Annotated in this window: 10 protein-coding genes, 1 tRNA gene and 1 riboswitch; of the genes, 6 read left to right on the forward strand and 5 right to left on the reverse strand. The window is 65.6% G+C overall.

From position 1 onward, the window contains the following. Window positions 1-148: 148 nt before the first annotated feature. From FFS68_RS02170 to FFS68_RS02185, 4 genes are all read left to right on the forward strand, one after another. Window positions 149-2,476, forward strand: coding sequence for a BamA/TamA family outer membrane protein (locus tag FFS68_RS02170; RefSeq protein WP_137751659.1), 2,328 nt, complete (start codon window positions 149-151; stop codon window positions 2,474-2,476). Then, window positions 2,476-6,705: a translocation/assembly module TamB domain-containing protein gene (locus FFS68_RS02175; RefSeq protein ID WP_137751660.1), complete on the forward strand. Its 4,230-nt coding sequence runs from the start codon at window positions 2,476-2,478 to the stop codon at window positions 6,703-6,705. Before FFS68_RS02170 ends, FFS68_RS02175 begins: the two co-directional genes overlap by 1 nt. Continuing rightward, a complete protein-coding gene (locus tag FFS68_RS02180) occupies window positions 6,705-6,989 on the forward strand; it encodes a hypothetical protein (protein ID WP_137751661.1) in 285 nt (94 codons plus the stop codon). The genes FFS68_RS02175 and FFS68_RS02180 overlap by 1 nt, the downstream gene beginning before the upstream one ends. Continuing rightward, a riboswitch (yybP-ykoY riboswitch) is annotated at window positions 6,968-7,143 on the forward strand. (Overlaps the previous gene by 22 nt.) Before the next feature lie 21 nt (window positions 7,144-7,164). Then, window positions 7,165-7,737, forward strand: a complete 573-nt coding sequence (locus tag FFS68_RS02185; RefSeq protein ID WP_137751662.1) for a TMEM165/GDT1 family protein — start codon at window positions 7,165-7,167, stop codon at window positions 7,735-7,737. Between the two features lie 140 nt (window positions 7,738-7,877). Here the strand turns inward: FFS68_RS02185 and galE are convergent, their stop codons facing one another. Further along, window positions 7,878-8,894: a UDP-glucose 4-epimerase GalE gene (gene galE / locus FFS68_RS02190; protein ID WP_137751663.1), complete on the reverse strand. Its 1,017-nt coding sequence runs from the start codon at window positions 8,892-8,894 to the stop codon at window positions 7,878-7,880. Window positions 8,895-9,077: 183 nt separating this feature from the next. Here galE and FFS68_RS02195 point away from each other — a divergent pair, with 183 nt between their 5' ends. Next, on the forward strand, window positions 9,078-9,743 hold the full coding sequence (locus tag FFS68_RS02195; protein ID WP_137751664.1) for a spermidine synthase: 666 nt from the start codon (window positions 9,078-9,080) through the stop codon (window positions 9,741-9,743). 28 nt (window positions 9,744-9,771) lie between these two features. On the opposite strand, the gene FFS68_RS02200 is transcribed toward FFS68_RS02195, so the two are convergent. Both FFS68_RS02200 and folK read right to left on the reverse strand, forming a co-directional pair. Continuing rightward, window positions 9,772-9,847: transfer RNA gene (locus tag FFS68_RS02200), tRNA-Lys, on the reverse strand. Window positions 9,848-9,890: 43 nt separating this feature from the next. Continuing rightward, entirely contained in the window at window positions 9,891-10,412 is a 522-nt protein-coding gene (gene folK, locus FFS68_RS02205; protein WP_137751665.1) for a 2-amino-4-hydroxy-6-hydroxymethyldihydropteridine diphosphokinase, read from the reverse strand. Between the two features lie 23 nt (window positions 10,413-10,435). Here folK and FFS68_RS02210 point away from each other — a divergent pair, with 23 nt between their 5' ends. After that, window positions 10,436-11,125 (forward strand): uracil-DNA glycosylase, encoded by a 690-nt coding sequence (locus FFS68_RS02210; protein WP_137751666.1) that lies wholly within the window; start codon window positions 10,436-10,438, stop codon window positions 11,123-11,125. Here the strand turns inward: FFS68_RS02210 and FFS68_RS02215 are convergent. Together FFS68_RS02215 and FFS68_RS02220 are read right to left on the reverse strand one after the other, a co-directional pair. After that, entirely contained in the window at window positions 11,086-11,562 is a 477-nt protein-coding gene (locus tag FFS68_RS02215) for an RNA pyrophosphohydrolase (protein ID WP_137751667.1), read from the reverse strand. The two genes, FFS68_RS02210 and FFS68_RS02215, sit on opposite strands and share 40 nt — an antisense overlap. Further along, the gene (locus FFS68_RS02220) at window positions 11,559-12,506 is read right to left on the reverse strand and encodes an alpha/beta hydrolase (RefSeq protein ID WP_137751668.1); all 948 of its coding nucleotides are present in this window, start codon (window positions 12,504-12,506) and stop codon (window positions 11,559-11,561) included. The genes FFS68_RS02215 and FFS68_RS02220 overlap by 4 nt, the downstream gene beginning before the upstream one ends. Window positions 12,507-12,561 lie beyond the last annotated feature (55 nt).

Below are 12,561 nucleotides of genomic sequence, written 5' to 3' on the forward strand. Positions count from 1 at the left end.
CGTCCGCGGGAGGCTCGTTGATCGGATACGCCCGATGTCCGGGCACGGATATGCGACGAAATGAGCGTAAATCGGGGGTTTCACGGCATAGAAACGGGTTGCGCCGCCGCCGCGCGCCAGCCACAGATGCCGTATCGACGGCTGATAGATGCAAAACCCTGAAACTTCCCGTGATTATCACCTGGTGCGATTGACGCGGGCGCGCTCGCTATGGATTATTTCGGCGTCGGTTTGCGGTCTGGCCTGGGCAACCAGCGCCGCCGCGCAGCCGGTCGAGCCGCCGCCGGTCGTGCCCACGGTCGAAGCCGCATCGACCGCGCCGATCGCACTGCCGTCGCCGCCGCCGCCCGACGGGGTGTTGCCAGAGGTCGCACCGATCATCGGCGACGAGGAGTTCGAAAAAGCGATCCCGCCGATCAGTGCCGAAGATGATACCGAACTCGATCGGCCCTTGGAATCGATCGCCGACTTTGAAAAGCGTCAGACGGCTGAAGCTCTAAAAACGGGTGACGCAACCACCGAGGCGCCAGCGCCGGCGGTGGACGGGGTGCCGGTCCCTGCGTTGGCCGATGGCGATGCGGCCGAGGTCATCGGCGATGCGCCCATCGCCGACCGCGAACTCGCTGCGCCCTTGCCGCCGCTTGAAAATTTTGACGTCGAGCCAGTCGAATTCGCCGAAGCCGAGACAGACCGAGAGAATGTCAGCGTCGGTTATACCGTTCAGGTCAATGGCCTCGTTCCCGCCGACGACAGCACCGATGTGGATCTTGCCGACCTGTTCGGCGATCTGTCGGCGCTGTACGACGGCGATGGCAAGGCCGACAATGCTGCGATGGTACGCGCCCGCCTGACCGCCGATGGCGAGTTGATGCAGCGCATCCTGGCGTCCGAAGGCTATTATGACGCGGTGGTCGACACGCGCATCGATCGCGGCGAACGTGAGGAAGGCCAGGAAGGGCAACCGCGACCGCGCCGCCCGATCACCGCGGTCATCGATGTAAAGCCCGGCACGCGCTACACATTGGCCGATATCATCATCAACGCGGCGCCGACGGTGCCGCCGACGTTGATCGCCGATAATTTTCCGCTCAGTGTTGGTGAGCCGATCGTCGCGCAGCGCGTCCAGGGCGCCGAAGCTGCCATCGCGCTCAAATTGCCCGAGGAGGGCTATCCCTTCGCTCAGATCGGCCAGCGCGACATATTGCTCGACGGCGCGACCGGCGACGGGGTTTACACATTGCCCGTCGAAATCGGCAAAAGGTCGCGGTTCGGGGGCATCGAGACGACCGGCGATCTCGCCTTTGACGCCGAGCATGTCGGAGTGCTGGCGAGGTTCAAGCGCGGCGAGCTTTACGATAGCCGAAAGGTCGACGACCTGCGCCAGGCGCTGATCGCCACGGGATTATTCGCGACCGTCGCCGCCGAGCCCCAGCCAACCGGCGAAAGTGCAGGCGACGACACCGAATATGTGACGATGCTGGTGACCCAGCAAGCGGGGCCGCCGCGGACGCTGGCGGCAAGCGCGGGCTATGGCACCGGCGAGGGCATCCGGCTGGAGGGCAGCTGGACGCACCGCAATCTGCTGCCCCCCGAAGGCGCGCTGATCTTTCGCGGGGTGTTGGGAACGCAGGAGCAGGGCATCGGCGCGACGCTGCGCCGGTCGAACGCGGGGCGGCGCGACCGCACCTTCGAGCTCGTCGCCGAAGCGACCCGGAGCGATACCAACGCGTTCAACGCGATCACCGGCCGCGTCGCCGCGCGCGTCAGTTTTGATTCGACCCCCATCTGGCAAAAGAAATTCACCTATGCCTTTGGGGCCGAATTGATCGCGACGAGCGAGGACGATTATGATTTCGCCCGCGCCGAGCGAAACCGCGATTTTTATACGATTTTCGGACTGACCGGCCAAGTCGGCATGGATCGTACCGACAGCCTGCTCGACCCGACCAAAGGGTTCCGCATCACGTCGCTGATTCAGCCCGAAGGGTCGCTAGCGGGGCGCTTCTCGCCCTATGCGCGCACCCGAGTCGATATCAGCGGCTATTATCCGGTGACCGACAGCATCGTGCTTGCGGGCCGCATCCGCTTTGGATCGATCTTGGGCGCCGCGCGCGAACGCTTGGCGCCGTCGCGGCGCTTTTATGCCGGGGGCGGCGGTTCGGTGCGCGGCTTCGGCTATCAGGAACTGGGGCCGAAAGATCCCAACAACGATCCGATTGGCGGACGCAGCGTCAACGAGGCGGCGGTCGAGGGGCGCTATCGCTTCGGCAATTTCGGCGTCGTCGGCTTTGTCGATGCGGGGCAAGTCTATCGCGGGTCGGCGCCGACCTTCTCCGACCTGCGCTTTGGCGCCGGGATCGGGGCGCGTTATTATACGAACTTCGGCCCGATGCGGCTCGACGTCGCGACCCCGATCGGCCGCAAGCCCGGTGAGGCGCTGGTCAGCGTCTATGTATCGATCGGCCAAGCCTTCTGATGGCCGGTGCGGCGCCTGTGGCCGCCGAAGCGGCGCCGACCGCAGCGCGGCCGGGCTGGCCGATGACGATCCTGCGCTGGCTTGGTCTGGCGCTGCTGGGGCTGATCCTGCTGTTCGCGCTGTTCCTCGTCGGGCTGAACAGCGATGCCGGACGCCGCTTCGTGGTCACCCAGATCGAAAAACATGAGTTCGAAAACGGGATGAAGATCGGCATCGGCCGGCTCGACGGATCCCTTTATGGCCAGATGGTGATCCGCAACTTCACGCTGTCCGATCCGAAGGGGGTGTTCCTGGCGTCGCCCGAGGTCAGGGTCGATTGGCGGCCGATCCGCTATTTCGCGAACCATGTTGACGTTCGCTCGGCGACCGCTGCGACGATGACGATGCGCAAGACGCCCGAATTCAGGATCGTGCCCGACACCGGCGAGCCGCTGCTGCCCGATCTTGATATCGACGTCGGCGCGGTGCGCGTCGATCGCCTGATTTTTGAACCGGCGGTCGCTGGTGAGCGACAGGAAGCGCGGCTGACGGGCAAGGTCGCAATCGCCGATCGCCGCGCCCAGATCACCGCCAATGCCGAGACGGTCGGGGCCAATGCAAAGGGCGATACGCTCGCGTTGCTGCTCGACGCCGTTCCCGAGGCAAACCGGCTGGCGATGACATTGGACGTTACGGCGCCGCAGGGCGGCGTGTTGGCGGCGATGGGCGGCTTTTCCGAACCGCTGACGGCCAAGCTGACGGGACGCGGCGACTGGAAGACATGGAACGGCACCCTTGTCGCCAATCTCGGTGCGGCACCGCTGGCCCGGCTTGGGCTCAGTGGCCGCGATGGCACGTTCGCGGTCAAGGGCATGACGCAGGCGTCGCGGCTGTTTACCGGTCCGGTCGCCGCGCTGTTGGGTCCGCAAACCGCTATCGATCTCACGGCGCGGCTCGATGCGCGGAAAGCCGATCTCGATGGCCGCCTGTCGTCCGACGCTTTCCGCCTCGGGGTGAGCGGCGGGGTCGATCTGGGCACCAGCCGTTATGAGGCGCTGCAATTGGCGTTCGTGCTGCTCCGTCCGAGTGCGATCGCGCCGTCGGTGCGCGCCAATGGGGTGCGCGCGACCGCGCGGCTCGACGGAGCGTTCGACCTGCCGACGGTTGCGTATCAGGCGAATGCGAAGGCGCTCGCGGTCAACGACATTATCATCGACACGTTGAGCCTGTCGGGCAAGGCGCGCGTCGACGCCGATCAGGTCATCATTCCGGTCGCGGGCCGCGCGGCGCGGATCCGCGGCCTCGACGCGGTCGCGGGCGGAACGCTGGCGCAGGTCCGGCTCGACGGCGATCTCGCTTACAGCAATGGGCGGATACTCAGCGACAATCTGCGCCTGCGGTCGCCGCGTGTCGATGCCAAGGCGATCGTCATCGCCGATTTGAAGCGCGGTTTTTACACCGGGGCGATCGACGGACGGATCAACGACTATCGCATCGAAAGCGTCGGCATTTTCGACATCGACACCGATGCCGATCTGGAAACCGCACCGGGCGGCGGCTTTGCCATTGCCGGGCGCGTTCGGGCGCGCTCGACGCAATTGTTCAACTCGGGCGTGCGCGATCTGCTCGGCGGCAATGCGGTGGCGACCAGCAATGTGCGTTATGGCACCGATGGCATCGTCCGTTTCGCGAACCTGCGGATGACCTCACCCTTGCTGCGGATCGTCAGCGGGCAGGGGAGCTATGCGCCGAACGGGCAGGTTCGGTTGACCGCGCGCGCCAATTCGACCGACTATGGCCCGCTTGGCGTCCAGCTGGCCGGGACGATCAGCGACCCGCGCGCGACGCTGACCGCCGAACGACCCGGCCTTGGCATTGGTCTCGCCAATCTGGCGGCAGAGATCAACGCGGCGCCGAATGGCTATCGCCTCGCGGCGACCGGCGACACCGACTATGGGCCGCTGGCGGCTGATGTCGTGCTGTTGACCGCGGCTGGGCCGTTGACGATCGACGTCGAGCGCGGCGATCTGTCTGGAATCGGGTTCAACGGGCGATTGGTGCAAAGCAGCGCCGGGCCGTTCGTTGGCCAGCTCAACGCATCGGGGCAGGGGCTGGGCGGGCTCGTGCGATTGAGCGCGGCGGGCCGGTATCAGGCCGCGGCGATCAACGTGCGCGCCAATGATGTCGTGCTGCCTGGAGCGGCCAAACTTGCCGTCGGATCGGCGATCGTGGACGCCGACGTCACCCTCTATGACACCCCGCACGTCGTCGCCGACATCCAGATCGCCCAGACGCGGATCCGCGAATATGACATTGCGGTCGGGCGGGTGAAGATTGACTATCGCGATGGGCGCGGCAAGGCGCAGGCGCTGGTCGAAGGGACCAGCGGGGTGCCGTTCCGCATCGCCGCCAATGCCGACCTGACCCCCGAATTGTGGCGCGCGTCGGTGCAGGGCCGCGCGACCGGGATCAATTTCCGCACCACGTCGCCGGCGCGGATCATTCCGGGCGCCGACGGCTATGAGTTGTTGCCGACGACGGTCAATCTGGGTCGCGGCAGCAGCGCGCGCGTCGCCGGGCGCTTCGGCGACGGCATCATGGTCCAGAGCCGGCTCGAGCGCGTCAACATGGCGATCCTCAATGCGGTCTATCCCGACATGGGGTTGGGCGGCCGCGCGACGGGCAGCCTGGATTTCGAGCAGGCCAATTCAGACAGCTTCCCGCGCGCCGACGCGCGCTTGTCGATCACCGGCTTTACCCGCACCACCGCAGCGTCGGTCAGCCAGCCGGTCGATGTCAATTTCGCCGGCAAGCTGCTGAGCGACGGCGGCGAAGCGCGCGCGGTGATGCGCAAGCGCGGCAGCGTGATCGGTCGCATCCAGGCGTCGCTGCGCCCGCTTGGTCCCGGCGCTGGCGACTGGACGACCCGGCTTCGCGCCGCGCCGCTGGGCGGCGGCATCCGTTACAACGGCCCCGCCGACACGCTCTATTCCTTCTTTGGGCCGGCCGATCAAAGCATCCAGGGTCCGATCGCGGTTGCTGCAGATTTCAGCTGTAGCGTCGCCGATCCCTGCCTGGCGGGCGTCGTGCGCGGCAAGGACATGGTCTATGAAAACCAGACCTATGGCACGCGGCTGACCAACATGGTCGTGAATGGTCGCTTCACCGGCAACCGGCTGGAGATCGATCAGCTCACCGCGACCGCGGGTGAGGGCAAGGTCGACGCGAAGGGCTATATCAGCCTGGCGCAGGCCGATGGTTATCCGATGAACATCGCGATGACGCTCGACAATGCGCGGCTGGCGCGCAGCGAAAATATCGCGGCGCGCGCGACGGGCAATCTGGTGCTCGAAAAGGTGGCGGGACAGGCCGCTCTATTGTCGGGCAGTCTGCGTCTTCCCGAAACGCGGTACCGCATCGTCCGCGAAGGCGCGGCGCAGGTGCCGGTGCTCACGGGAATAAGGCGCAAACCCGCGGCGGGCCGCCAGCGGATCAGCGGCGACGGGCTGGCGGCGGTCGGCGGCAGTTTGTTCGACCTCATCCGCCTCGACATTGCGCTCAAGGCGCCCGACGAAATCTATGTCACCGGCATGGGGCTCGAATCGGAATGGAAGGCCGACATCGTCTTGCGCGGGACAACCGAAGCACCCCGCGTCACCGGCGAGATTGAACTGGTCCGCGGGACGCTGGGCTTTGCGGGGCGATCGTTCGAACTGCAGGAAGGCCGGGTCACCTTCCCGACCGGCGACGCGTTCGATCCCGCGATTCGCCTGCTTGCCAGCGACACGATTGAAACCGTAACGGTGAATGTCAGCGTGTCGGGCCGCGCCAGCAATCCGCAGATCGCTTTTTCCAGCGTCCCCGGCCTGCCGCAGGACGAGATCGTATCGCGCATCCTGTTCGGCGATTCGATCACGACCTTGTCGCCGCTGCAGGCGGTGCAGTTGGCCTCGTCGCTCAACACGCTGAGGAGCGGCGGCGCCGGATTGAGCCCGCTCGGCGCGCTCCAGTCGGCAACCGGGATCGACCGGCTGCGCGTCCTTGGCCCCGACGATACCGTCGGGCGCGGCACCGCGCTCGCCGCCGGACAATATATCACCAAGGACATCTATCTGGAGGTCATCACCGACGCGCGCGGTTACACCGCGACCCAGCTTGAAATCAGCCTGACCCCGGCGTTGTCGTTGCTCAGCCAGGCGGGCGGGTCGGGGCAATCGAACCTCAGCATCCGGTACCGCAAGGATTATTGATGCGCGGCGCGATAGCCCTGCTGCCGTTGCTGCTGCTCGCCGGGTGCAAGGACGAGCCCGATTTCGAGGCGCGTTACGACAAGGCGGCCGAGGAAATCGAGGCGCGCGCCAAGGCGATGGATGCCGATATCGCTGAATCCCAAGCGGCCGCGCAAGCCGCCGGCGACCCCGCCAAGGCGCCGGAACAAATGGTCGAGCCGGGCGGAAAAATTCCGCGCGTGTCGCCCGAACCCTTGCCAGAAACCGTCAACCCGACTAACCCGCCCCCGTCATCTGGGGAGTAGCCAGCCGTCCGATTGGACGGGCCACCGTGTCAACATACTCGGCCGAGAGGTCGTGGTGCGGTGGAAGCGGGGAACCGCTTGGGCGAGACCAATGGCATCGCATCCTTCGTCCGGGCCGGGCGGGGGTGTCGATGTCCGTTGGAATCGCAACGCCGCCCGGCCCCGGAGTTTTTTCATGGAAGCCATGCTCACCTCGACCGCGGTCGTCGCGCTCGCCGAAATCGGCGACAAGACGCAATTGCTGGCAATATTGCTCGCGACGCGGTTCAACCGCCCAATGCCGATTATCCTGGGCATCCTGGTGGCGACGCTGGCCAACCACGCGCTCGCGGCGCTGCTCGGCGCGCAGGTAGCGGCGTTTCTCGACAGCCCGATTTTCCGCTACGCCGTGGGCCTTTCGTTCATCGCGATGGCGGCGTGGACATTGATCCCCGACAAGCTCGAGGACGATGCGGCGCCGCGGCCGCGCTTCGGGGCCTTCCTGACGACGCTTGTCGCCTTTTTCCTCGTCGAAATGGGCGACAAGACCCAGATCGCGACGATCGCGCTGGGCGCGCAATATCATGATGTCATCGCGGTGACCGCGGGAACCACGCTGGGGATGATGATCGCCAATGTGCCTGCGATTTTCCTGGGACATGAATTGCTGAAGCGTGTCGATCTGGCGAAGGTGCGGATGATCGCGGCGGCGATGTTTCTGCTGATCGGATTGTGGGTGTTGGCGCAGACCGCGGGGTGGTTCGGCTAGGGCCAATCGACATTCAGTTCTGGCGGGCTGCAAATGGCGGATTTCCGTGCTTCCGGTGCTCACGTGCATTGAGCACGCTGCGCTCCGGGTCACGAAAAACCACCATTTTCGCTCCGCCATCTCCTGAATGTCGATCGGCCCTAGCCCGAATTGCGCATCGCCAGTGTGCGCTCAAAGCTCCAGCTCGACGCGCACATCGCGTCGAGGTCGCGCTGCGCGGTCCAGCCCAGCTCGCGCGCGGCGCGTTCGGGGCTGGCGAAACAGCTGGCAACGTCGCCGTCGCGGCGCGGCGCGATGCGATAGGGGATGCGGACATCGTTCACCCGCTCGAACGCCTCGACCATATCAAGCACCGAATAGCCCTGGCCGGTACCGAGGTTCCATGTCGACAGCGCCGGTTCGATCCTGGCGATTGCGTCCAGTGCGGCGACATGGCCGTCGGCAAGATCAAGGACATGGATATAGTCGCGCACCCCGGTGCCGTCGGGGGTGTCATAATCGTTCCCGAACACCGACAATTCGCTGAGCCGTCCCGCCGCGACGCGGCTGATAAACGGCATCAGATTGTTGGGGATACCGTTCGGATTCTCGCCGATCAGGCCGCTGTCATGCGCGCCGACCGGGTTGAAATAGCGCAGCGTCGCGATGCGCCAGGCGGGATCGGCGGCGGCGATGTCGGACAGCATTTCCTCGACCATCAGCTTGGTACGGCCATAGGGATTGGTCGCCGAGGTCGGGTGATTTTCGTCGAGCGGCAGATAGCGCGGCTCGCCATACACCGTCGCGCTGGAGGAAAAAACGAGCGTCTTGACGTCGCAATCGGCCATCGCCTGCACCAGCGACAGCGTGCCGCGGACATTATTGTCATAATATCTGATCGGCTCGGCGACCGATTCGCCGACCGCCTTCAGCCCCGCGAAATGAATCACCGCCTCGATGTCATGCTCGGCGATCGCCTGACGCACCGCGTCACCGTCGCGAATGTCGCCGACGACCAGCGGGATGGCGACACCGGTGATGGCCTCCAGCCGATCGATCACGTCGGCATTGCTATTGGCCAGATTGTCGAAACACACGGCCGCGTGGCCCGCCGACACGAGCGCCGCCGCGACATGGCTGCCGATATAGCCGGCACCGCCGGTCAATAGGATTTTCATCGGATATTCTGCCTCCATGCCGAACTTGGCGTCGTTCGCGGCCCGCCTTATTCTATCCGCGACCTCCTACCAAGATATTGCCCGCAAAGCATCGGCCGCGCGCCGCCTGTTTGGCAAAGGCCCGTGAACCGCTAAGGCGGATTCGAATGTGACAAGGAAACGGATCATGACGGGCGGCAGGCCTTGAAAACGCGGCAGCTGATCGATAGCGCGCCGGTTCCCGGCGGCGACGAGCTTCGCCTGTTTCAGCGCGGCGATGAATATATCATCGCGCTTGGCGGTAACGAGTTGATGAGCAGCCGGATGAGCGGTTCCGAAGAGGCGCTCGCGACGATGAGCTGCGCCCGGTTGCGCGATCCGGGCTCCGCGCAGATGCTGATCGGCGGCTATGGCATGGGATTCACCCTGCGCGCCGCCTTGGCCGTTTTGGGGCCGCAGGCGCGCGTCACCGTCGCCGAACTGGTCCCTGATATCATCGACTGGGCGCGCGGCCCGATGGCGACACTTGCGGCGGGCTGCCTCGACGATCCCCGGGTCGAGATTGTCATCGCCGACGTCGCCGCAACGATCGCAGCCCCAGCCGCGGCTTTCGATGCGATCCTGCTCGATGTCGACAATGGCCCCGATGGTTTGACCCGACCGGACAATGATCGAATTTACTCGCCGGCCGGTCTGGCCAAAGCGAAAGCGGCGCTCAAACCGGGCGGTGTGCTGGCGATCTGGTCGGCGGCCCCCGACGCCAGCTTTACGCGCCGCCTGACCGCGGCGGGCTTCGCGGTCGAACAGGTCAGCGTGCGGGCGCGGTCAAATGGCAAGGGCGCGCGTCACGTCATCTGGTTTGCCCGATGAGGTTGGGCGACGGCGCCTGACCACGAAATGGTGAGCCCTGCTGGGTTCGAACCAGCGACCTACTGATTAAAAGTCAGTTGCTCTACCGACTGAGCTAAGGGCCCATCCCGGCGCTGCGTGTCGCGGCGCGCAAAATGAGCCGTCGCCCTAGTGCGGTGTGGCGGTGCGGTCAACCGGCTTTGCCCGCACCAGCCGTGCGGCCAGTTGCCGAACGCTGTGCGCGGTCAAGGGATGGCGCCAATCGGGGACGATCGCGCGCAGCGGACCCAGCACGAAATCGCGCTGTGCCATCGCCGGATGCGGAATGTTCAGCACTGCGTCGGACCAGACGCCGCCCGACCACAGCAGGATGTCGAGGTCCAGGGTGCGCGCGCCCCAGCGTTGCCCGGTGCGGCGTCCGAACGCGGCCTCGATGGCCTGCAAGCGCGCCAGCATTTCGGGCGGGGCCAGCGTCGATGCGACCAGCGCCACCGCATTGGCGTAGCGGCGGCGCGAGGGGCCGAGCGGGGCAGTGGCGATGATCGGGCTGGCGTCGACCGCTTCGATATCGTCGCTTTCCAGCGCCGCGAGCGCGGCCATCAGCACCGCGCGCGGATCGCCGAAGCGCGGATGGCGGCGGTTCGACCCCAGGCCGATGGCATAGAGAGGAAGCGGTATTGCGTTGCTCATGGCCCCGCGCCTATCGCAGATGCGTGGAAATTGACAGCCCATTGCCCGGAACCGAGCCGCCGCGCGATTGCCCGCGCTGTCCGCGACTCGTGGCGCTGCGGCGTGAATGTCAGGCCGAACATCCCGATTGGTGGAATGCGCCCGTTCGCGCGTTCGGCGACCCAAATGCTTGGCTAGCATTCGCTGGCTTGGCTCCCGGCAAGCATGGCGCCAACCGAACGGGGCGGCCGTTCACCGGTGACTATGCCGGTGACCTGCTGTTCGCGACGCTCGCCGAGTTCGGGCTGAGCAAAGGCCGTTACGACGCGCGGGTCGACGACGGGCTGACACTGGACGGCGCCATTGTCGTCAACAGCGTCAAATGCCTGCCGCCGCAGAACAAGCCGACCCCCGCGGAGATTGCGAATTGCCGACCGTTTTTCGAGAATCAACTGGCCGCCTTGCCCCACGTTCGCGTGATCATCGCGCTAGGGCGGATTGCGCATGATGCGGTGCTGAGGGCGGCAGGAGCACGGCTAGTGGCGCTTCCTTTCGGCCATGGCGCTGTTCATCTTCTCGCGGACGGGCGCCACCTGGTCGATAGCTATCATTGCTCGCGTTACAACACCAACACCGGACGGCTGACGCCTGAAATGTTTGCCGATGTCTTTCGTATCGCGCTCGCGCTGCGCGATCAGACTAGTGGGCCGAATTCCTCGATCAGTCCACGGTAAAGCACGCGCTTGAACGGGACGATCAGCTTCTCGATCTCGCTGAGTTCGGCCCATTTCCAGGCGCGAAACTCCTGATGCTTGGTCGCGATGTTGACGTCGCCATCCTCGCCCATGAAGCGCATCAGGAACCAGTGCTGGCGCTGGCCGCGATATTTGCCGCCCCACATCTTGCCGATCAATTTGTCCGGTAGATCATAGAAATATTCCTCGCGGCTGCGCGCGATGATCTCGACCAGTCCGCCGTGAATGCCGGTTTCTTCGCCAAGTTCACGAATCGCGGCTTCCTCGGCATCTTCGCCGGGGTCGATCCCGCCTTGCGGCATCTGCCACGCCTCGCTCGACGTATCGAGCCGCTGGCCGACGAAGATCCGGCCGTCGCGGTTGGCGAGCATGACACCGGCGCAGGGGCGGTAGGGAAGCGTGCTGGGGTCGATCATGCCGAGCCGGTAGCTTCGGCGACGATCGCTTTCAAGACCGTCAGGGCACCGCGGATGTCATCTTTCGCGCTCGGGATGCCCTGCGCCAGATTGATGTAACCGTGGATCGTACCGCTGGCTTCGCGATAGGTCGTCGGCACGCCGGCCTCGATCAGCTTGGCGGCATAGGCGCGGCCTTGATCGCGCAGCGGGTCGAGCCCCGCGGTGGTGAGCAGCGTCGGCGGCAGGCCCGCCGCCGGGAAGTCGAGCGGCGAGGCGCGATAGTCGGCGGGATCGGCGGCATAGTGATTGCCGAAATATGTCATGCTGCCAGTCGTCAGCAGATGGCCTTCGCCGAAATCGCGATAGCTTTGCCAGTCGTCGTGCGTCGTGACGGCAGGGTAGATCGGGTACATCGCGATGACCGGCTTCGACGCAGGCTTGTCGCGGAGCGTCAGGGCGGTTGCGATAGTGAGGTTGCCGCCAGCACTTTCCCCCGACAGGACCAGTCCGGTGCAGGGGAAATGATCGGCAACCCAGCGCGTCGCCGCTTCGCAATCGTCGGGCGCGGCGGGGAAGGGGTGTTCGGGCGCCAAGCGATAATCGACCGCGATCACCGGCATATCGAGCAGGCGCGCCGCTTCGGCGCAATAGGCGTCGTGGGTGTCGAGGTCGCCGATCACCCAGCCACCGCCATGATAAAAGACCATCACCGGGCCGGGCCCGCGGCCCGGACGATTGTCATAGATGCGGATCGCAATGTCGCCTGCGGGGCCGGGGATCATCCGATCCTCGACATGCGCGATCTCGCCGCGCGGGACATCCGCCAGCTGGCCCATCATCCGGAACATCTCGCGCGCGGTCGCGGGCGGCACCTCCTCCATCTTGGGGCCTTCCTGCGCGTTCAGGAACGCCAGGAACGCCGCCACGTCGGGGCGGGTATAATGGGTGGTGCCGTCGGTCATCCTGCTGGTCCCCTTTTTCCGCTGGTGCGGCCTGTCGTTCGCGCAGCTATTCGGC

Origin of the sequence: Sphingopyxis sp. L1A2A (assembly GCF_005502465.1) — a bacterium.
In the GTDB taxonomy this organism is placed as follows: domain Bacteria; phylum Pseudomonadota; class Alphaproteobacteria; order Sphingomonadales; family Sphingomonadaceae; genus Sphingopyxis.

Coding starts and splice junctions, on each gene's coding strand:
- FFS68_RS02170 (WP_137751659.1), top strand. CDS start 149: ATGCAAAACCCTGAAACTTCCCGTGATTATCACCTGGTGCGATTGACG.
- FFS68_RS02175 (WP_137751660.1), top strand. CDS start 2,476: ATGGCCGGTGCGGCGCCTGTGGCCGCCGAAGCGGCGCCGACCGCAGCG.
- FFS68_RS02180 (WP_137751661.1), top strand. CDS start 6,705: ATGCGCGGCGCGATAGCCCTGCTGCCGTTGCTGCTGCTCGCCGGGTGC.
- FFS68_RS02185 (WP_137751662.1), top strand. CDS start 7,165: ATGGAAGCCATGCTCACCTCGACCGCGGTCGTCGCGCTCGCCGAAATC.
- galE (WP_137751663.1), bottom strand. CDS start 8,894: ATGAAAATCCTATTGACCGGCGGTGCCGGCTATATCGGCAGCCATGTC.
- folK (WP_137751665.1), bottom strand. CDS start 10,412: ATGAGCAACGCAATACCGCTTCCTCTCTATGCCATCGGCCTGGGGTCG.
- FFS68_RS02215 (WP_137751667.1), bottom strand. CDS start 11,562: ATGATCGACCCCAGCACGCTTCCCTACCGCCCCTGCGCCGGTGTCATG.
- FFS68_RS02220 (WP_137751668.1), bottom strand. CDS start 12,506: ATGACCGACGGCACCACCCATTATACCCGCCCCGACGTGGCGGCGTTC.